Origin of the sequence: Streptomyces sp. SDT5-1 (assembly GCF_052245995.1) — a bacterium.
Lineage (GTDB): Bacteria > Actinomycetota > Actinomycetes > Streptomycetales > Streptomycetaceae > Streptomyces.
In genome coordinates, this window is the sequence record NZ_CM125963.1 from 130,419 (window position 1) to 149,628 (window position 19,210).

A 19,210-nucleotide genomic window follows, 5' to 3' on the forward strand; every position below is an offset into this window, starting at 1 on the left:
CTCACAGCGGTGGCCACCGTTCACATCCGCATCCGCTCCACCTCTCCCCAGGAGGCACCCCGTGGACCGTGCACGCCATCGCAGACGCAGACCCGGCCTCGCGCTCGCCGTCGTGGCGGCCTCGTCGCTCGGCGTCACCGCGCTCGCCGCGCCCGCGCAGGCCGCCGACGTGAACGTCGCGAAGAACGCCGGCTTCGAGTCGGACCTGAGCAACTGGACGTGCACGGCGGGCAGCGGCTCCGTCGTGACCTCCCCGGTGCACGGCGGCACGAAGGCCCTCAAGGGCACGCCGTCAGGGCAGGACAACGCCAAGTGCAGCCAGACGGTCCAGGTCAAGCCCAACTCGACGTACACGCTCAGCAGTTGGGTGCAGGGCGGCTACGCGTATCTGGGCGTCAGCGGCACCGGTACCACCGACGTGTCCACGTGGACGCCGGGTTCCACCTCCTGGCAGCAGCTGACGACCAGCTTCAAGACCGGCGCGAGCACGACGTCCGTGACCGTCTACACGCACGGCTGGTACGGGCAGAGCGCGTACTACGTCGACGACGTGAGTGTGCTCGGGCCCGACGGGGGCGGCGGCCCGGACCCGGTCGTGGTGCCGGCCGCGCCGACGGGGCTCGCGGCGGGCGCCACCACCGCGTCGTCGATCGACCTGTCGTGGACGCCGGTCTCCAACGCCACCGGCTACAACGTGTACCGGGGCGGCACGAAGGTCGCCGCCGTCACGGGCGCCTCGACGACCGTCACCGGCCTGTCCGCCGACACCTCGTACAGCTTCCAGGTCACCGCGACGAACGCGGCGGGCGAGTCGCCCAAGTCGACGGCGGTCACCGCGAGGACGGCGGCGTCCGGCGGCAATCCCGGCGGCGGGACCGTGCCCAAGCACGCGCTGACGGGGTACTGGCAGAACTTCGACAACGGCGCGACCGTGCAGAAGCTGCGCGACGTGCAGGCGCAGTACGACATCATCGCGGTCGCCTTCGCCGACGCCACCACGACGCCCGGCCAGATCACCTTCAACCTGGACCCGGCCGTCGGCTACGCGAGCGCCGCCGACTTCAAGGCGGACATCGCCGCGAAGCAGGCGGCGGGCAAGTCCGTGATCCTCTCCGTCGGCGGCGAGAAGGGCACCGTCTCCGTCAACAGCGACGCGTCGGCGACGGCCTTCGCGGACAGCGCGTACCGGCTGATGCAGGAGTACGGCTTCGACGGCGTCGACATCGACCTGGAGAACGGGCTGAACTCGACGTACATGACGAAGGCGCTGCGCCAGCTGTCGGCGAAGGCGGGCGGCAAGCTGGTCCTGACGATGGCGCCGCAGACCATCGACATGCAGTCGACGTCCGGCGAGTATTTCAAGACCGCGCTGAACGTGAAGGACATCCTCACGGTCGTCAACATGCAGTACTACAACAGCGGTTCGATGCTGGGCTGCGACGGCAAGGTCTACAGCCAGGGCTCCGTCGACTTCCTGACGGCCCTCGCCTGCATCCAGCTGGAGGGCGGCCTGGACGCCTCGCAGGTCGGGCTCGGCGTCCCGGCGTCGACGCGCGGCGCGGGCAGCGGCTACGTGGCGCCCTCGGTCGTGAACAACGCGCTGGACTGCCTGGCGCGCGGCACCGGCTGCGGCACGTTCAAGCCCGCGAAGACCTATCCGGGGCTGCGCGGCGCGATGACCTGGTCGACGAACTGGGACGCGACGGCGGGCAACGCCTGGTCGAACGCGGTCGGCCCGAAGGTGCACGCGCTGCCGTAGCGCGGCGGTACGGGCCGGTGGCACGCGCCGCCGGCCCGCTCGCGCGTCAGCCGCCCATGAAGAGCATCGTGCCGTCGGGTCCGAGCGCCTCGACGCGCGCGCCGTGCTCGACGGTGCGGCTGACCGTGCAGTACTTCTCGTGGGTCAGCCGGATGCCGCGCTCCAGGGTCTCGGCTGCCTTGGTGTCGCCCTCCGGCAGCTCGATCTCGTACGAGACCCGGACGGCGCCGACCCGTCCGTCGTCCTCGGGGCGCGAGACGGACTCGACGGTGATGCGCAGCTCGTCGTGCGGCACGGTGCGCGCCGTGCGGTCGACGACGAGGCCGCCGCAGCCGCCGAGCGCCGCGAGGAGGAGTTCGACGGGGGTGAAGGAGGGCTGTGCGTCCGGGCTGTCGGCGGGGGCGATGCGGACCTCGGCGCCCCGGTCGTTGCGCGCGGTCCAGTCGCGCTCGCCGTTGCGGACGGTCTCGATGCGGTAGTCGGCCATGCCGGAACCGTAACCAGAGGCGGGCGCCCGCGCCGCTCGGCTCCGCCGGGGTGTCGGGGGCCGGGCGGGGAGTCCGCGTGCCCCACGCCCACGGACTCCCCGGTGGTGCTCCCTCCCCTGACGGCCGCTGCCCGAGTGCGCGGCCGCGGTGCAGAGTCTGCCGGGGACGGCCGCGGAGTTCATCCCGGACCCCCGAGTTTCGGTAACTTCACGTGTTGAACCAGTGGCGTGAAGTGACGGCCTCGTGCTGTCGGAAGCCGTACATACAGCGGCCGTCGAGGCGCCCCGGACGGTGCATGGCGTGATCCCTGCGCCTCAAGCGGGACCGGATTCCTGCCCTTCGAGGCGCTCGCCGCACCGGGCGCAGTACCGCGCGCCCGCGTCGTCGGCGGCGCGCCCGCAGGACGGGCAGACGCGCGGCAGCAGGCAGGGCGCCTCGCCGCCATCGGCCGTCACCTGCGGTGCGGCGCGACGGATGGTCATGCCGGGCCGCCTGCGGTGCGCCGTGATGTAGACGAGCCCTTCGTCGCCCGCCGTGACCGCGCGCCGTTCGCCGCGCGGCACGAAGACGAGCGTGCCGGGCGCGAGCTCCTCTTCCTCTCCCGCCCGGTGCAGCATGCCGCGGCCCTCCACGACGACGAGCAGCACGTCGAGTTCGGTCTCCTCGTACGCGGTCCCGCCACCGCCGGGTCGCAGCCGGACGACGTTGGCGTCGAGCTGGCGGGCCGCGCCGTCGAGCCGCCAGAGGGCGCCGGTCGCGTCCGGCGCTGCGGTGCTCAGGACGTCGGCGAGGGTGACGTGGGCTGCGGGCATCGGGCGGATTCCCCTGACGTGGTGTGCGGGCGGCGTTCCTGACCGCTCGATTCTCTCTCACCGCAACTCTCTCTGCGCAAACAGTGGACTCGGCAACACAGCTCTGCAATTCTCCAACAACTGAACGCAAGAACCTGATGCACGTCCTTCATTTCGCTCACAACAGCGCAGGGACAGGAGAGGCATGTACGGACCAAGCGTGTTCAGAATCGAGGAGAGACACAGGTGGCGAGGGTTCGCCGCGGTCCTTCTCGCACTCACCCTGGCGCTCCTCGGACTGCCCGCCGTCGCCGCACACGCGGCGGGCGGCCCCGATCTCGCGGCGGGGGCACCGGCGAAGGCGAGCAGCGCGAAGTCGGGGTACGGCGCGGGGAACGTCTCCGACGGCAACGCCTCGACGTACTGGGAGAGTTCGGGCGACGACTGGCCGCAGTGGGTGCAGGTCGACCTCGGCTCTACGGCCCGCGTGGACGAGGTGACGCTGCGGCTTCCGGCGGCGTGGGAGAGCAGGTCGCAGACGCTGTCGGTGCAGGGCAGCGCCGACGGCACCACGTTCGACACGCTCAAGTCCTCGGCGTCGTACGCCTTCTCGCCGGGGTCGGGGAACACGACGACCGTCTCGTTCCCGGCGACGCAGGCCCGCTTCGTGCGGGTCGTGGTGAGCGCCAACACCGGCTGGAAGGCGGCCCAGTTGGCCGAGCTGGAAGTGCACGGCGCCGCCGACTCATCGGTGAACCTGGCGCGCGGCAAGGCGTTCACGGCGAGTTCCACCACGCAGACGTACGTGGCCGCGAACGCGGGCGACGGGAATGTCGCCAGCTACTGGGAGAGCAGGAACGACGACCTCCCGCAGTGGGTCCAGGTGGACCTCGGCGCATCGGTGCGGGTGGACCGGGTGGTGCTACGGCTGCCGTCGAGCTGGGAGACGCGCACGCAGACCCTCGCCGTGAAGGGCAGCACGAACGGCTCGGACTTCACGGACCTCGCCGCGTCGAAGGCGTACGAGTTCAGCGCGGCGGACGGGCAGCGGCAGAGCATCGCGTTCGACGCCGTGACGACGCGCTACGTCCGGGTGCTCGTGACCGCCAACACGCGCCAACCGGCGGGCCAGGTGAGCGAGTTGGAGGTGTACGGGCCGACGACCGGTGACACCGAGGCGCCGTCCGCGCCGACCGGGCTCGCCTACACGGAGCCCACGACCGGGCAGATCCGGCTGACGTGGAAGGCCACGACGGACGACACCAAGGTCACCGGCTACGACATCTACGCGGACGGGAAGCTGCGCGCCTCGGTCGACGGCGACACCCTCACGTACACGGACACGCAGCCGTCGTCCGCCACGCTCACGTACTACGTGCGGGCCAGGGACGCGGCGGGCAACCAGTCGGCGAACAGTGAATCCGTGACCCGCAAGGGCGACACGGGCGACACGCAGGCGCCGACCGCGCCGGGCACCCTCTCGTTCACCGAGAACACCAAGGGAAAGGTCGAGCTGCGCTGGCAGGCGTCGACCGACAACGTGAAGGTCACCGCGTACGACATCTACGCGAACGGCAAGCCGCTCACCTCGGTGGCCGGTGATGTCACCACGTACACCGACAGCCAACCCTCGTCGGCGACGGTCACGTACTACGTCCGCGCGAAGGACGCCGCGGGCAACGAGTCCGCGAACAGCAACTCCGTGACACGCAACGGGTCCACGACCGAGGCGGCGAACCTGGCGGCGGGCAAGCCGGTCTCCGCCTCTTCGTCGACGCAGACGTACGTCGCGGCCAACGCGGTGGACGACGACACCAGCACGTACTGGGAGGGCTCCCCCGGCTCGTACCCGAACAGCCTCACCGTGAAGCTGGGCGCGAACGCGGACGTGTCCTCGCTCGTCCTGAAGCTGAACCCGGACGCGGCCTGGTCGGCGCGCACGCAGAAGATCGAGGTGCTGGGCCGCGAGCAGAAGGGCACGGAGTTCACGCGGCTCGCCGAGCCGAAGGAGTACCGCTTCGACCCGGCGAGCGGCAACAAGGTGACGGTGCCGCTGACCGCGCGCGTCGCGGACGTCCGTCTCGTGTTCACCGCCAACTCGGGTGCGACGGCCGGCCAGTTGGCGGAGTTCCAGGTGCTGGGCGAGCCCGCGCCGAACCCGGACCTCGTCGTCACGGGCATCACGGCGAAACCGGAGACCCCCGTCGAGTCCGACACGATCACGCTGTCGGCGACGGTGCGCAACGCGGGCACCGAGGCGTCCGACGCCACGGACGTCGACTTCGCACTCGGCTCCCAAAAGGTGGGTTCGGGTTCGGTGGGCGCGCTCGCGGCCGGCGCGTCGGACACGGTGAGCGCGGAAATCGGCGCGCACGAGGCGGGCTCGTACCGGGTCGGCGCCACGGTCGACGCGAGCGGTCTCGTCGTCGAGCGCGACGAGTCGAACAACGCGTACACCAGCCCGACGAACCTCACCGTGAAGCCGGTGACCAGCTCCGACCTCGTCGCGTCCCCCGTGGCGTGGTCGCCGAGCGCGCCCGCGGAGGGCGACACCGTCAGCTTCTCGGTCGCGGTGAAGAACCAGGGCAACCAGGCGAGCGCGAGCGGCGCGCACGACATCACGCTCACCGTCACGGACTCCGACGGCACCGTGGTGAAGAAGCTGACCGGCTCCCACGACGGCGCGATCGCGGCCGGTGACACCACGCCGCCCGTGAAGCTGGGCACGTGGACGGCGGGCAAGGGCAAATTCACCGTGAAGACGGTGATCGCGGACGACGCCAACGAACTCGCGGTCAAGCGCGACAACAACACGTCCACGCAGCCCCTGTTCGTGGGGCGCGGTGCCAGCATGCCGTACGACATGTACGAGGCGGAGGACGGCACGGTCGGCGGCGGCGCGAAGGTCGTCGGCCCGAACCGGACCGTCGGCGATGTCGCGGGCGAGGCGTCGGGCCGCAAGGCCGTGACCCTCGAATCGACCGGCAGCTACGTCGAGTTCACGACGAAGGCCCCCACGAACACGCTCGTCACCCGCTTCTCCCTGCCGGACGCGGCCGGTGGCGGCGGCAGGAACTCCACGCTGAACGTGTACGTCGACGGGAAGTACCTCAAGGCGATCGACCTAACGTCGAAGTACGCGTGGCTGTACGGCGCGGAGACGGGGCCGGGCAACTCGCCGGGGGCGGGCGCGCCGCGTCACATCTACGACGAGGCGAATCTGCTGCTCGGCACGACGGTGCCGCAGGGCAGCAGGATCAGGCTCCAGAAGGACGCCGCCAACGACTCCACGTACGCGATCGACTTCATCAACCTTGAGGAGGCGAAGGAGCTGCCCAACCCGGACCCGGCGGCGTACGCCGTGCCGAACGGGTTCTCGCACCAGGCCGTGCAGGACGCGCTCGACAAGGTGCGGATGGACACGAGCGGCAAGCTGGTCGGCGTGTATCTGCCGACGGGTGACTACGAGACGGCGAACAAGTTCCAGGTGTACGGGAAGGCCGTGAAGGTGGTCGGCGCGGGGCCCTGGTTCACGCGGTTCCACACGCCGTCGTCGCAGGAGAACACGGACGCCGGCTTCCGGGCGGAGGCCAGCGCCAACGGCTCGACGTTCGCGCACTTCTCGTTCTTCGGGAACTACACGTCACGGATCGACGGACCTGGCAAGGTCTTCGACTTCTCGAACGTCGCGAACATCACCATCGACGACATCTGGAACGAGCACACGGTGTGCCTGTACTGGGGCGCCAACACCGACCGCATCACCATCAAGAACTCCCGGATCCGGGACACCTTCGCCGACGGCGTCAACATGACGAACGGGTCCACGGACAACCACGTCGTCAACAACGAGTCGCGGGCCACCGGCGACGACAGCTTCGCGCTGTTCTCGGCGATCGACGCGGGCGGCGCCGACGAGAAGAACAACGTGTACGAGAACCTGACCTCGCTGCTGACGTGGCGGGCGGCGGGCATCGCCGTGTACGGCGGCTACGACAACACGTTCCGCAACATCCTCATCGCGGACACCCTCGTCTACTCCGGAGTCACCATCAGCTCGCTCGACTTCGGGTATCCGATGAACGGCTTCGGCACGGGGCCCACGAAGCTGGAGAACACCTCGATCGTCCGCTCCGGCGGGCACTTCTGGGGCGGGCAGACCTTCCCCGGCATCTGGATGTTCTCGGCGTCGAAGGTCTTCCAGGGGATCCGCGTGACCGACGTCGACATCGTCGACCCGACGTACAGCGGCGTCATGTTCCAGACCAACTACGTGGGAGGACAGCCCCAGTACCCCATCAAGGACACGATCCTCACGGACGTGACGATCTCCGGCGCCCGCAAGAGCGGGGACGCCTACGACGCGAAGTCCGGCTTCGGCGTGTGGGCCAACGAGATGCCGGAGGCGGGCCAGGGCCCGGCCGTCGGCGAGGTCACGTTCCACAACCTGAAGCTGAGCGACAACGCCGTGGACATCCGCAACACGACGTCCACCTTCACCATCAATCGGCAGCCGTAGCGAGTAGCAGACAAGTAAAGGAACTGCGGTTCCATTACGAACCCGAACCCTGCTAGAGTCGCGGCACGCACTAACGGGACACCCATCCCGTTAGTGCGTGCCGTTCACTCAACCGCCGCAGAAATCAAGGGGATCGTCATGGAATACCGCCGACTCGGCACGTCCGGACTCAAGGTGCCCGCACTGGGCTTCGGCGCCGGAACCTTCGGCGGGCGCGGCCCGCTCTTCTCCGCCTGGGGCACCGCGGGGGTCGAGGAGGCGCGGCGCATGGTCGACCTGAGCCTGGACGCCGGAGTCACCCTCTTCGACACGGCCGACGTGTACTCGGACGGCGCCTCCGAGGAAGTACTCGGCGCCGCGCTCAAGGGGCGCCGCGACCGGGCCCTCATCTCCACCAAGGCCGCGCTTCCGACCGGCGAGGGGCCGTACGACGCCGGGGTTTCGCGCTCACGCCTGATCGCGTCGGTCGACGCGGCGCTGCGGCGGCTCGACACCGACCGCATCGACCTGTTCCAGCTGCACGCCTACGACGCGAGCACCCCGGTCGAGGAGGTGCTGGCCACGCTCGACGACCTGGTGCGCGCGGGCAAGATCCGCTACACGGGCGTCTCCAACTACGCGGGCTGGCAGTTGATGAAGGGGCTCGCCGAGGCGGAGAAGCACGGGCGGCCCCGGTTCGCCGCGCACCAGGTGTACTACTCACTCGTCGGCCGCGACTACGAGTGGGAGCTGATGCCGCTCGCGCAGGCGGAGGGCGTCGGCGCGGTGGTGTGGAGTCCGCTCGGCTGGGGCCGGCTCACCGGGAAGATCCGTCGCGACCGGCCGCTGCCCGCGGACAGTCGGCTGCACCGCACGGCGCAGTTCGGGCCGCCTGTCGAGGAGGAGCGGCTGTACCGGGTGGTGGACGCGCTCGACGAGATCGCCGAGGAGACCGGGAAGGCGATTCCGCAGATCGCCCTCAACTGGCTGCTGCGCAGGCCCACCGTGTCGACGGTGCTGATCGGGGCGCGCGACGAGGAGCAGCTGCGGCAGAACCTCGGCGCCGTCGGCTGGGAGTTGACACCGGATCAGGTGGCGCGGCTCGACGCGGCGAGCGAGACCCCGGCGCCATATCCGTACTACCCGTACCGGATCCAGGACGGGTTCCGGCAGCTGAATCCACCGATCGTGTGAGCCGCCACGCGAGTGTCAACTTCGGGTTGACACTCCTCGACTGTCAACCTACGGTTGCATCATGACGAACTCCGGTGGCAGCACGCCCTCCGTACGCCTCGACGACCTCATCGACGCCATCAAGAAGTCCAACACCGACGCACTCGAGCAGCTCCAGAACGCCGTCCTCGCGGCGGACCACCTCGGCGACGTCGCCGACCATCTGATCGGCCACTTCGTCGACCAGGCCCGCCGCTCCGGCGCCTCCTGGACCGACATCGGCAAGAGCATGGGCGTCACGCGGCAGGCCGCCCAGAAGCGCTTCGTGCCCAAGGGCGCCGAATCCGACCTCGACCCCAGCCAGGGCTTCAACCGCTACACGGACCGCGCCCGCAACGTCGTGGTCGCCTCCCAGAGCGAGGCCCGCGCCGCGAGCAACGCCGCCATCACCCCCGCCCACCTCGTGCTCGGCCTGCTGCACGAGCCGGAGGGCCTCGCGGCCCGGGCGATCGTCGCGCAGAACGTCCTGCTGGACACCGTGCGACAGGCCGCCACCGAGCGGCTCCCCGAGAAGTCCGACGACATCCCGGCCCTGGTGCCGTTCGACGCCGACGCCAAGAAGGCCCTGGAGCTGACGTTCCGTGAGGCGCTGCGCCTCGGCCACAACTACGTCGGCACCGAGCACATCCTGCTCGCGCTCCTGGAGCACGAGAACGGCTCGGGCCTCCTCACCGACCTGGGCATCTCCAAGGACCAGGCCGAATCGCAGGTCCTCGCGGTCCTCTCGGAGATCGTGAAGAACCAGCAGGAGTCCGGCGAGGACTGAACCCCGCCACGCTCTGTCACCCGAAGCCGTCTCCCGCCTGTGCCGCGGACTTTCCTTCATAGGCGCAGGTGGGAGACTGCTTCCATGACTGCTGAGCGTTCAGGAACCCCCGCCCTGCCGGGCGATCTCGTCGACGTCGACGAGCTGATCGACGCGTACTACACGCGGAAGCCCGACGTCACGCGCCCCGAACAGCGCGTCGTCTTCGGCACGAGTGGCCATCGCGGCTCCAGCCTCGACGGAGCCTTCAACGAGAAGCACATCGCCGCGATCACCCAGGCGATCGTCGAGCACCGCACCGCCGAGGGCATCACGGGCCCGCTGTTCATCGGCCCGGACACGCACGCCCTGTCGCGGCCCGCGCTCAAGACGGCCCTGGGTGTGCTCGCCGCGCACGGCGTGCGGGTGCTGGCCGACGCGCACGAGGACTTCGTGCCGACGCCCGCGCTCAGCCACGCGATCCTGCGCTGGAACCGGGACGAGCCGGCCGAGCGCGCCGACGGCATCGTGATCACGCCGAGCCACAATCCGCCCCGCGACGGCGGCTTCAAGTACAACCCGCCGCACGGCGGCCCCGCCGACTCGCAGGCGACGTCCTGGATCGCGAACCGTGCCAACGAGCTCCTCGAGGACCCGTCCTGGGCGCCGCGCACGGTCGACGACGCGGCCTGGGAGCCGTACGACTTCCGTGAGCGCTACGTCGAGGACCTGCGCAACATCGTCGACGTCGACGCCATCCGCGAAGCCGGTGTGCGGATCGGCGCCGACCCGCTGGGCGGGGCGAGCGTGCACTACTGGGCGCGGATCGCCGAGATGTACGGGCTTGACCTGACCGTGGTGAACCCGGAGACCGACCCGACCTGGCGGTTCATGACGCTCGACTGGGACGGGAAGATCCGGATGGACCCGTCGTCGGCGCCCGCGATGGCATCCGTCCTCGCCCGCCGTCACGACTACGACCTGCTGACCGGCAACGACGCGGACGCCGACCGGCACGGCATCGTCACTCCCGACGCGGGCCTGATGAACCCGAACCACTATCTGGCCGTGGCGATCCACTACCTGTTCAGCCACCGGCCCCAGTGGTCGGCGTCGGCCGCCATCGGCAAGACGCTCGTGTCGTCCGCCGTCATCGACCGGATCGCCGCCTCGCTGGGCCGGGAACTCGTCGAGGTGCCCGTCGGGTTCAAGTGGTTCGTGCCGGGCCTGGTCGACGGCTCGGTGGCGTTCGGCGGCGAGGAGAGCGCCGGGGCCAGCTTCGTCCGCACCGACGGCAGCGTGTGGACCACCGACAAGGACGGCATCCTGCTGGCGCTGCTCGCCGCCGAGATCACCGCCGTCACCGGGAAGACACCGTCCGCGTACTACGCCGAACTCGCCGCCGAGCACGGCGCGTCGGGCGCCGCGTACGCGCGCGTCGACGCCAAGGCGACCAAGGAGCAGAAGGCACGGCTGGCCAAGCTGACCGGTGACGCCATCACCGCCGACACCCTCGCGGGCGAGCCGATCACGGCCCGGCTCTCCGAAGCGCCGGGCAACGGCGCGGCCATCGGCGGCGTCAAGGTCACCACCGAGAACGCGTGGTTCGCGGCCCGGCCCAGCGGCACGGAGGACGTCTACAAGATCTACGCCGAGTCGTTCCGCGGCGCCGACCACCTCGCCCAGGTGCAGAGCGAGGCGCAGGCGATCGTGGACGCGGCGCTGAGCTGACGTGCGGACGGCTCAGGCGTCGGCCTGGGTCTCCGCGATGCCGGGGAGGTCGGACACGGCGTCGAGGACATGGCTGTGCGGGTGGGCCTCGAGCTGCTCACGGGTCAGCTGGCCCGTGAGCACGCCCACCACCACGGCCGCCCCCGCGTTGAACCCGGCCTCCAGGTCGACGACCGTGTCCCCGGCGACGAGGACCTTCCGCACGTCGACGGTCCCGGTCTTCTCCATGGCGCGCTGGATCATGTACGGCGCGGGGCGGCCGCGGGGCACCTCGTCGGAGGTGACGACCGCGTCGAGGTTGCCGCCCTCTCCGGTGGACCAACCGAGCGAGTCGAGCAGGGGCAGCGCCACGTCCGCGCTGAAACCGGTGGTGAGGGCGATCTTGATGCCGCGGGCCCGCAGTGCGGCGAGGGCCTTGTCGGCCTCGGCGACGGGCTGCGGCGGCCGCCGCGTGTAGCTCTCGCGCAGATGGGCGCGGAACACCTCGTACTGCCGCTCCACGAGGTCGGCGTCGGGGGCGCCGCCGCCGATGCGGACGAGCGCGGCGATGGCCTCGCGCTTGTCGGTGCCCATCCAGGTCTGGAGATCGACCGGGTCGACGGCGACGCCGGTGGTCTCGACGGCGTGCCGCAGCGCGTCGTAGACCGCCCCGTGCTCGTCGATGGTGGTGCCGGCCATGTCGAAGACGGCGAGCTCGATCACTGTGCTTCCTCACGTGTGGTGCTGGGGTCTGCGACACCGCCGCGGGCCGCGACGGTGCGGCCGCCCATGGTGTTCTCGATGGTGAACGTGGCCATGGCCGGCAGATAGCGGTCGTCCGCGTACTCGACGGGCCTGCCGTCGCCGGTGAACGCCAACCGCCGTACGCGGAGCAGGGGTTGGCCGGGGTCGACGCCGAGGAGTTCCGCGTCCTGGGGGTCCGCGCCGATGGCGTCGATGGTGTGCCGGGCGCGGTGCAGATCGACCCCGCGCGAGGTGAGCGCGTCGTAGACGGAGCCCTCGTCGGGGTCGAAGGCGAACAGGTGGGCACCGACGTCGAGGACGAACGTGGAGCGCTCGACCATGGCGGGCACCCCGTCGAGGCTGCGCAGGCGGACGAGGTCGACGGCGCGCGCCCCCTCGTCGAGGCCGAGGCGCGCGGCGGCCTCGGGGGACGCGCGGCGCCTGGCCACCTCGACGGTGTGCTGGCCGGGGGCGCGCCCGATCGACTCGGCCCACTGCGTGAACGACATGAGCGTGGCGAACGGCTGCGACGGTGTGACCCGGCGTGCGACGGGCGGTCTGCCGCGCCCGCCGACCAGGTGTCCGTCGGCCCGCAGGTGCGCGAGCGCCTGGCGCACGGGGCCGCGCGACGTGCCGAACTCCTCGCAGAGCTGGGCCTCGCTGGGCACCGGGGCGCCCTCGGGCCACTCCCCCGCTTCGATGCGCCGCCGGAACTCGGCGCCGAGCCGCTGGTGCAGCGGACCGTCCTCACCACTTGTCTTCACAACTCGAAGTCTCGCAGTTCGGCGCCCTGCCGGGCAAGGTCATACCCAGCGCACATCCGGTAAACAACGAGAAAACTTGTATAGACAACACTTGCAAGGTCCGGTCGGCGGTCCGCAGTCTTGGGGCCATGAACAACGCATCAGCGCCCGCCACCGCCACCGTCCTCCCCTCCGGCCGCAGCGACCTCGTGGTCGTCGGCGCCGGCATCGTCGGCCTCGCCCACGCCTTCGAGGCGGTGCGGCGCGGGCTCACGGTCACCGTGGTCGAGCGGGACCGGCGGCCGGTGGGCGCGTCCGTGCGGAACTTCGGGCACTGCTGCGTCACGGCACAGCGCGGAGAACTCCTCGGTCTGGCGCAGCGTTCGCGCGCCGGGTGGCTGGACGCCGCCAAGTCCGCGGATCTGTGGGCGCCGGAGGCGGGCGCGCTCGTGGTGGCCAGGTCGGCGACCGAGCTCGCGGTCCTGGAGGAGCTGCGGGAGGAGCGCGGCGCGGACGCGGTGCGGCTGCGCACGCGCGACGAGGTGGCCGACGCGCTCAGCCGACCCGTGGACGGGCGCGAGGATCTGGTGGGCGGGGCGCTGCTCCCCGCGGATCTGCGGGTGAATCCGCGCGAGGCCGCGCCGAGGCTCGCCGCGTGGCTGGCCGAGCAGCCGGGCGTGACGATCGCCTGGGGCACGAACGTCGTGGGTGTCGAGTCCGGCACGGTGCACACCAGCCGGGGCCCGGTGCACGGCGAGCGGGTCCTGCTCTGCGTCGGTCACGACCTGGACCGGCTGTACCCGGCGGAGGCCGAGGCGCACGGCATCGAGCGCTGCCGCCTGTCGATGGCGCGGGTCGCGGCGCCTGACGCCTTCCGCACGGACGCGGCGGTCCTGACGGCGACGTCGATGCTGCGCTACGACGGGTTCACGGCGATGCCCTCGACCGACCGGCTGCGGGCCGAGGTCACGGGCCACAGCCCCGAACTCCTCGACATCGTCGCCAACGTGATGTGCACGCGGTTGCCCGACGGCACGGTCCTGGTCGGCGACTCGCACGCGTACGACGCGACGGAGATCCCGTTCCAGGACGAGGCGACGGCGGAGCTGCTGCTGCGCGAGGCCGCTCGGGTCCTCGGCGTGCCCTCGGTGCGGGTCACCGAGCGCTGGCAGGGCGTGTACGCCAGCAGCCCCCGCGGCCCCCTCCTCGTACGGGACGTGGCGCCCGGGGTGCGGGCGCTGTCGGTGACGTCGGGGATCGGGATGACGCTGTCGTTCGGGCTCGCGGCGGCCACATTTGACGGAACGTTGACCGTCACGGGCGCCGCTCGCGAGGATTGATCAAGTCTTTGCCGTTGGCCGGATCACACTGGTAGCCCAAGGCAACCTGATTCACGAAGGCCGTGTCGGCGGGGATTCGCGAAGGGAATCATTCCGCTTCGTGAACGCCACGCGGCCGAAATCGCTCGGTCCGGCATCTCCCCAGCGTTACGGGCACATTGACCGCCCCGGCAGTGATGACACACGCTCGAAACATAGCTGTTGCGTACATCTTGTTTGCGGGAGGAAGCACATGTGTGGCATCACCGGCTGGGTTTCCTTCGACCGTGACCTGCGGGCCTCGGCCGAGACTCTGGATGCGATGACTCAGACGATGGAGTGCCGCGGTCCCGACGACCGCGGCACCTGGATCGAGGGCCCGGCGGCGCTCGGTCACCGCCGGCTCGCCATCATCGACCTGCCGGGCGGCCGGCAGCCGATGTCCGTCGAGACGCCGGAGGGCAACGTCGCCCTGGTGTACTCCGGAGAGACGTACAACTACACCGAGCTGCGCGAGCAGCTGACCGCCCGCGGACACCGGTTCACCACCGACTCCGACACCGAGGTCGTGCTCCGCGGCTACCTGGAGTGGGGCGAGCGGCTGCCCGAGCACCTCAACGGCATGTACGCGTTCGCCGTCTGGGACGGCCGTGCCGGCAAGCTGCTGATGATCCGCGACCGGATGGGCATCAAGCCCTTCTACTTCTACGAGACCCCGGACGGCGTGCTGTTCGGCTCCGAGCCCAAGGCGATCCTCGCCAACCCGCTCGCCACGCCGCGCGTCACGCTCGACGGACTGCGCGAGCTGTTCACGTTCGTGAAGACCCCGGGGCACGCGGTGTGGGACGGCATGCACGAGGTCGAGCCGGGCACCGTCGTCACCGTCGACCGGTCCGGGCTGCGCAAGCGCGCGTACTGGACCCTCGAGACGAAGCCGCACACCGACGACCGCGACACCACGATCGCCCATGTGCGCGAGCTGCTCGACGACATCGTGCGCCGCCAGCTCGTCTCCGACGTGCCGCGCTGCACGCTCCTGTCCGGCGGCCTCGACTCCTCGGCGATGACCGCGATCGCCGCCCGGCAGCTGAGCGGGCGCGGCGAGACGGTGCGCAGCTTCGCGGTGGACTTCCTCGGCCAGGCCGAGAACTTCGTCGCCGACGAGCTGCGGGGCACACCCGACACCCCGTACGTGCACGACGTGGCCCGCTCGTCCGCGACCGACCACCAGGACATCGTGCTCGACTCGAACGCGCTCGCCGATCCCGAGGTGCGGGCCAAGGTGATCCGCGCCCGGGACATCCCGGCGGGCTTCGGCGACATGGACGCCTCGCTGTATCTGCTGTTCAAGGCGATCCGCGAGCACTCGACGGTGGCTCTGTCCGGCGAGTCGGCCGACGAGGTGTTCGGCGGCTACCGGCACTTCTTCGACGAGGAGGCCCGCAAGGGCGACACGTTCCCGTGGCTGGCGCAGTTCGGACGGCACTTCGGCGACGACGCGGACGTGCTCCGCCCCGACCTCGGCAAGCGCCTCGACATCGCCGGGTACGTCGCCGACAGCTACGCCGGCGCCGTCTCCGGCATCCAGCGGCTCGACGGCGAGAGCGACTTCGAGTACCGGATGCGCCGCATCTGCCATCTGCACCTCACCCGGTTCGTGCGGGTGCTGCTCGACCGCAAGGACCGGGCCAGCATGGCGGTCGGCCTGGAGGTGCGGGTGCCCTTCTGCGACCACCGGCTCGTGGAGTACGTCTACAACACGCCGTGGGCGCTGAAGTCGTTCGACGGCCGGGAGAAGTCGCTGCTGCGCGAGGCGACGGCGGACGTGCTGCCGAAGTCGGTGTACGACCGGGTGAAGAGCCCGTACCCGTCGACGCAGGACCCGAAGTACGCCGTCGCGCTCCAGGAGCACGCCAAAGATCTGCTGTCCCGGCCCTCGCACCGGGTCTTCGACCTGCTCGACCGCGAGCGCGTGGCGCAGGCCGCGCACCACGACGCGCCGCAGATCACGCAGGCCTCGCGGCGCGGCCTGGAGCGCACGCTCGACCTGGCGCTCTGGCTCGACCTCTACAACCCGGAACTCGCTCTCGACTGAGCACGGGAGCCCGCGAGTTCGGGAGCGGGGCGGACAGGCGAGGCGGATGGCGAGGAGGAAGGTCGGGGCGGAAAAACGGTCTGGCCCCGGGTGCCGTCTTGTGCATATGATCACCGGCAGCATCGCGTGCCGGTCACCGACCGGGTGAGGCATGGAGGTGCCGGAGTTGCCTTCTGGAGGCAATCCACCATGGCAGTTCAGCTCAATCACACCATCGTCCACGCCCGGGACAACCGAGAGTCCGCGGAGTTCCTCGCGCACATCCTCGGACTCGAGGCGGGCGACACCTGGGGACCGTTCGTCCCGCTCGAACTCAGCAACGGCGTGACCCTCGACTTCGCGACCATCCCCGCGGAGTCGATCGTCACGCAGCACTACGCGTTCCTCGTCACCGAGGAGGAGTTCGACGGGATCTTCGCCCGGATCAAGGACGCGGGGCTCACGTACTACGCCGATCCGCACGGCAAGCAGCCGGGCGAGATCAACCACAACGACGGAGGTCGTGGCGTGTACTTCATGGACCCCGCGAACCACGGGATGGAAGTGATCACCCGCCCCTACGGGAGCGGTGACCAGTAGGCCGGTGATCCGGTAGGACAGCGCCCGAGTGGGGCCGCGGCCGCTTCGGCCCGGCCCCACTCCCCTGCCCGCCGACCGTCCGACCAGGCGGTCAGCCGTCCTGGAGCAGCCCGAACACATTGCCGTCCGCGTCCTTGAGCGACGCGATGCGGCGGCCGGGGCCGACCTCGGTGACGTCCTGGACGACCTCCGCGCCCGACTCGACGAGGGAGGCGACCATCCCCTGGATGTCGTCGACCGTCCAATAGCCGACCGGACCCGTCATGCCCTGCTGGTGTCCTGCCGGGTTGAGCCCGAAGTGCTGCCCCGCCACGTCGTAGCCCACGTAGTAGGCCTCGTCGGCGGACGGCTCCACGCCGAGCAGCTTCGTGTAGACGGCCTTGGCGGCCGCGAGATCGCGGACGGGGGTGATGATCGTGTGCTGACCACTGGTCATGTCGTACTTCCCTCTCCCTCATTCAGTACGGCCACCTGTGGGCCCCCTCAGCCGAAGTCGGTCAGTTCGAGGAACAGGAACACCGTTCCGACGACGAGTGCCGCGATGCCGAGCGCACCGAGCACCAGCGCCGTCCGCATGGCCGGGCGGCAGACCGCCTCGGCCTCCTCCTGCCGGACCGAGGCCCCGCACGGGAGCGCCGCCAGACCGTAGGTCACCAGTCCCGCGGTACCGACCGTGAAGCCGAGTCCGAGCCACGTCACACTCGCGGACATAAAGGACATGCGTCCGATTTTGCGCCCGTTCGTGGGATACCGCTATTCGTACGGTGACCGTCCGCACACGGTGGCCGGAGGGCACACAGTCGTCGAAGGGCTCAGGCCTCCTCGTCCATGCCGGGCACGGGGGCGCCGGAGGGGAAGCCCGACGCCGTGTACGCCTCGTAGAGCTCCTTCCACTGCGGCGTCGCCCCTGTCTGTTCCTCCGTCAGGGGCTCGCCGCGGTCCGCCGCGTCGAGGGCCTGCAGGCAGACCTCCCAGCCCGCCGCGTTGCGCGCCGCCGCGTCCGCGCTCTCCAGCACGTTCGTGAGCGTCAGATGGGTGCCGCCGTCGCCGCGCTCCTCCAGGTCGTACTGCAGCTCGTCGCCGCCCCAGGTGAAGGAGAAGTGCCGCGGGGGTTCGGCCGCGACGACCGTGCCGACCGACTCCGGCATGTTCGGGTCGTCGAAGAAGCGGATCTGCGCACCCGGTGCGAGCTCGCCCGTCTCGAACTTGGAGGGGAACCAGTGCGCGAGGTCGGCGGGGTCCGTGACGTACCGCCACACACGCTCGATCGGCCGGTCGTACGTACGGGTGAACCGGACGCCGGGACGGCCGTCGTCCAGGGTGAGGTAGCTGCCGGTGGTGGTCGCCATGCCTGCGCCTTCCTTGCGGTTCGGAGGTACTCAGGAGGTGCTGAGGGGTACTGCCCACTCCGACCCTCTCACCGCGCACTGACAGTCGCCTCCGCCGCGGTGGTGCGCGGGCCGTTCCTCGGGCAGGCTCGGGGCGCACGGAGTTGTCCGCCCCCGGAAGGGAGATCCTCGTGCCCGGCAACGCCTCGTACGGCAAGAAGGCCTTCAAGCGGTCCCGCAGTCACTTCACCGACCGGATCACGGCTGATGGACGCGACGGCTGGCCTGTGGAGGCGGGCCGCTACCGGCTCGTCGTCAGCAAGGCCTGCCCCTGGGCGAGCCGCGCCCTGGTGGTGCGCCGGCTGCTCGGCCTGGAGGACGCCCTGTCGCTCGCCGTCGCCGACCCGATCCAGGACGACCGCAGTTGGCGCTTCACGCTCGACCCGGACGGCCGCGACCCGGTGCTCGGCATCCGGTATCTGAGCGAGGCGTACGACGCGCGGGAGACCGGGTACCCGGGCGGGGTGAGCGTGCCCGCGATCGTCGACGTCCCGTCGGGCAAGCTCGTCACGAACGACTTCCAGCAATTGACGCTCGACCTGGAGACCGAGTGGACGGCGCTGCACCGGCCCGGCGCGCCCGATCTGTACCCGGAGCCGCTGCGCGACGAGATCGACGAGGTGATGGAGGGCGTCTACCGCGACGTCAACAACGGCGTGTACCGGGCCGGGTTCGCCAACGAGCAGGGCGTGTACGAGGAGGCGTACCACGACGTGTTCGCGCGCCTCGACACCGTGGCCGAGCGACTGGCGGGGCAGCGCTATCTGGTCGGCGACACGATCACGGAGGCGGACGTCCGGCTCTTCACGACGCTGGTCCGCTTCGACGCCGTCTACCACGGCCACTTCAAGTGCAACCGGAACAAGCTGGCCGAGGACCCTGTCCTGTGGGCGTACGCGCGGGACCTGTACCAGACGCCGGGCTTCGGGGACACGGTCGACTTCGACCACATCAAGCGGCACTACTACCAGGTGCACACCGGCATCAACCCCACGGGGATCGTGCCGCTGGGCCCCGATCCGTCCGGCTGGCTGGAGCCGCACGGGCGGGAGAAGCTCGGCGGACGGCCGTTCGGGGACGGCACCCCGCCCGCCGCTCGATAGGGTCGCCTCGTACGT

16 protein-coding genes are annotated in these 19,210 nt (G+C 70.5%); 9 read left to right on the plus strand and 7 right to left on the minus strand.

Going from position 1 to position 19,210, the window contains the following annotated elements:
• The first annotated feature begins 61 nt into the window (after positions 1–61).
• Positions 62–1,759 carry a chitinase gene (locus ACTWJ8_RS00670; protein WP_443262346.1) on the plus strand — a complete coding sequence of 566 codons (1,698 nt, stop codon included), beginning with the start codon at positions 62–64 and terminating at the stop codon, positions 1,757–1,759.
• Between the two features lie 46 nt (positions 1,760–1,805).
• Here ACTWJ8_RS00670 and ACTWJ8_RS00675 read toward each other — a convergent pair whose 3' ends face one another.
• Both ACTWJ8_RS00675 and ACTWJ8_RS00680 read right to left on the minus strand, forming a co-directional pair.
• A complete protein-coding gene (locus ACTWJ8_RS00675; RefSeq protein WP_443262347.1) occupies positions 1,806–2,246 on the minus strand; it encodes an OsmC family protein in 441 nt (146 codons plus the stop codon).
• 315 nt (positions 2,247–2,561) lie between these two features.
• On the minus strand, positions 2,562–3,059 hold the full coding sequence (locus ACTWJ8_RS00680; RefSeq protein WP_443262349.1) for a cupin domain-containing protein: 498 nt from the start codon (positions 3,057–3,059) through the stop codon (positions 2,562–2,564).
• 208 nt (positions 3,060–3,267) lie between these two features.
• Between ACTWJ8_RS00680 and ACTWJ8_RS00685 the strand changes: the two genes are divergently transcribed.
• The 4 genes from ACTWJ8_RS00685 to pgm all read left to right on the plus strand — a co-directional run bounded on the left by ACTWJ8_RS00685 (position 3,268) and on the right by pgm (position 11,245).
• Entirely contained in the window at positions 3,268–7,557 is a 4,290-nt protein-coding gene (locus tag ACTWJ8_RS00685; protein ID WP_443265147.1) for a discoidin domain-containing protein, read from the plus strand.
• Positions 7,558–7,695: 138 nt separating this feature from the next.
• Complete coding sequence (locus ACTWJ8_RS00690) at positions 7,696–8,730, plus strand: aldo/keto reductase (protein WP_443262350.1); 1,035 nt, start codon at positions 7,696–7,698, stop codon at positions 8,728–8,730.
• Between the two features lie 61 nt (positions 8,731–8,791).
• Complete coding sequence (locus ACTWJ8_RS00695) at positions 8,792–9,535, plus strand: Clp protease N-terminal domain-containing protein (RefSeq protein WP_356382358.1); 744 nt, start codon at positions 8,792–8,794, stop codon at positions 9,533–9,535.
• 84 nt (positions 9,536–9,619) lie between these two features.
• Positions 9,620–11,245, plus strand: coding sequence for a phosphoglucomutase (alpha-D-glucose-1,6-bisphosphate-dependent) (gene pgm, locus ACTWJ8_RS00700; protein ID WP_356382355.1), 1,626 nt, complete (start codon positions 9,620–9,622; stop codon positions 11,243–11,245).
• 12 nt (positions 11,246–11,257) lie between these two features.
• On the opposite strand, the gene ACTWJ8_RS00705 is transcribed toward pgm, so the two are convergent.
• Positions 11,258–11,947, minus strand: a complete 690-nt coding sequence (locus tag ACTWJ8_RS00705; protein WP_443262351.1) for a phosphonatase-like hydrolase — start codon at positions 11,945–11,947, stop codon at positions 11,258–11,260.
• Positions 11,944–12,732, minus strand: coding sequence for a GntR family transcriptional regulator (locus tag ACTWJ8_RS00710; protein WP_356382349.1), 789 nt, complete (start codon positions 12,730–12,732; stop codon positions 11,944–11,946). The genes ACTWJ8_RS00705 and ACTWJ8_RS00710 overlap by 4 nt, the downstream gene beginning before the upstream one ends.
• 128 nt (positions 12,733–12,860) lie before the next feature.
• On the opposite strand from ACTWJ8_RS00710, the gene ACTWJ8_RS00715 reads away from it, so the two are divergent.
• From ACTWJ8_RS00715 to ACTWJ8_RS00725, 3 genes are all read left to right on the plus strand, one after another.
• Complete coding sequence (locus ACTWJ8_RS00715) at positions 12,861–14,051, plus strand: TIGR03364 family FAD-dependent oxidoreductase (RefSeq protein WP_443262352.1); 1,191 nt, start codon at positions 12,861–12,863, stop codon at positions 14,049–14,051.
• A 232-nt stretch (positions 14,052–14,283) separates the two neighbouring features.
• Positions 14,284–16,125: an asparagine synthase (glutamine-hydrolyzing) gene (gene asnB, locus ACTWJ8_RS00720; protein WP_443262353.1), complete on the plus strand. Its 1,842-nt coding sequence runs from the start codon at positions 14,284–14,286 to the stop codon at positions 16,123–16,125.
• A 189-nt stretch (positions 16,126–16,314) separates the two neighbouring features.
• On the plus strand, positions 16,315–16,704 hold the full coding sequence (locus tag ACTWJ8_RS00725; protein ID WP_356382340.1) for a VOC family protein: 390 nt from the start codon (positions 16,315–16,317) through the stop codon (positions 16,702–16,704).
• A gap of 91 nt (positions 16,705–16,795) precedes the next feature.
• Here ACTWJ8_RS00725 and ACTWJ8_RS00730 read toward each other — a convergent pair whose 3' ends face one another.
• From ACTWJ8_RS00730 to ACTWJ8_RS00740, 3 genes are all read right to left on the minus strand, one after another.
• Positions 16,796–17,140, minus strand: coding sequence for a VOC family protein (locus ACTWJ8_RS00730; protein WP_356382337.1), 345 nt, complete (start codon positions 17,138–17,140; stop codon positions 16,796–16,798).
• A gap of 47 nt (positions 17,141–17,187) precedes the next feature.
• On the minus strand, positions 17,188–17,424 hold the full coding sequence (locus ACTWJ8_RS00735) for a hypothetical protein (RefSeq protein WP_356382335.1): 237 nt from the start codon (positions 17,422–17,424) through the stop codon (positions 17,188–17,190).
• Between the two features lie 92 nt (positions 17,425–17,516).
• Positions 17,517–18,053: an SRPBCC family protein gene (locus ACTWJ8_RS00740; RefSeq protein ID WP_443262354.1), complete on the minus strand. Its 537-nt coding sequence runs from the start codon at positions 18,051–18,053 to the stop codon at positions 17,517–17,519.
• Between the two features lie 170 nt (positions 18,054–18,223).
• On the opposite strand from ACTWJ8_RS00740, the gene ACTWJ8_RS00745 reads away from it, so the two are divergent.
• Complete coding sequence (locus ACTWJ8_RS00745; RefSeq protein ID WP_443262355.1) at positions 18,224–19,195, plus strand: glutathione S-transferase family protein; 972 nt, start codon at positions 18,224–18,226, stop codon at positions 19,193–19,195.
• Positions 19,196–19,210 lie beyond the last annotated feature (15 nt).

Bases quoted from the DNA above. Each gene is read 5' to 3' on its own strand.
- ACTWJ8_RS00690 (WP_443262350.1), top strand. From the start codon at position 7,696: ATGGAATACCGCCGACTCGGCACGTCCGGACTCAAGGTGCCCGCACTG.
- ACTWJ8_RS00715 (WP_443262352.1), top strand. From the start codon at position 12,861: ATGAACAACGCATCAGCGCCCGCCACCGCCACCGTCCTCCCCTCCGGC.
- pgm (WP_356382355.1), top strand. From the start codon at position 9,620: ATGACTGCTGAGCGTTCAGGAACCCCCGCCCTGCCGGGCGATCTCGTC.
- ACTWJ8_RS00725 (WP_356382340.1), top strand. From the start codon at position 16,315: ATGGCAGTTCAGCTCAATCACACCATCGTCCACGCCCGGGACAACCGA.
- ACTWJ8_RS00740 (WP_443262354.1), bottom strand. From the start codon at position 18,053: ATGGCGACCACCACCGGCAGCTACCTCACCCTGGACGACGGCCGTCCC.
- asnB (WP_443262353.1), top strand. From the start codon at position 14,284: ATGTGTGGCATCACCGGCTGGGTTTCCTTCGACCGTGACCTGCGGGCC.
- ACTWJ8_RS00695 (WP_356382358.1), top strand. From the start codon at position 8,792: ATGACGAACTCCGGTGGCAGCACGCCCTCCGTACGCCTCGACGACCTC.
- ACTWJ8_RS00735 (WP_356382335.1), bottom strand. From the start codon at position 17,424: ATGTCCTTTATGTCCGCGAGTGTGACGTGGCTCGGACTCGGCTTCACG.
- ACTWJ8_RS00675 (WP_443262347.1), bottom strand. From the start codon at position 2,246: ATGGCCGACTACCGCATCGAGACCGTCCGCAACGGCGAGCGCGACTGG.
- ACTWJ8_RS00680 (WP_443262349.1), bottom strand. From the start codon at position 3,059: ATGCCCGCAGCCCACGTCACCCTCGCCGACGTCCTGAGCACCGCAGCG.
- ACTWJ8_RS00730 (WP_356382337.1), bottom strand. From the start codon at position 17,140: ATGACCAGTGGTCAGCACACGATCATCACCCCCGTCCGCGATCTCGCG.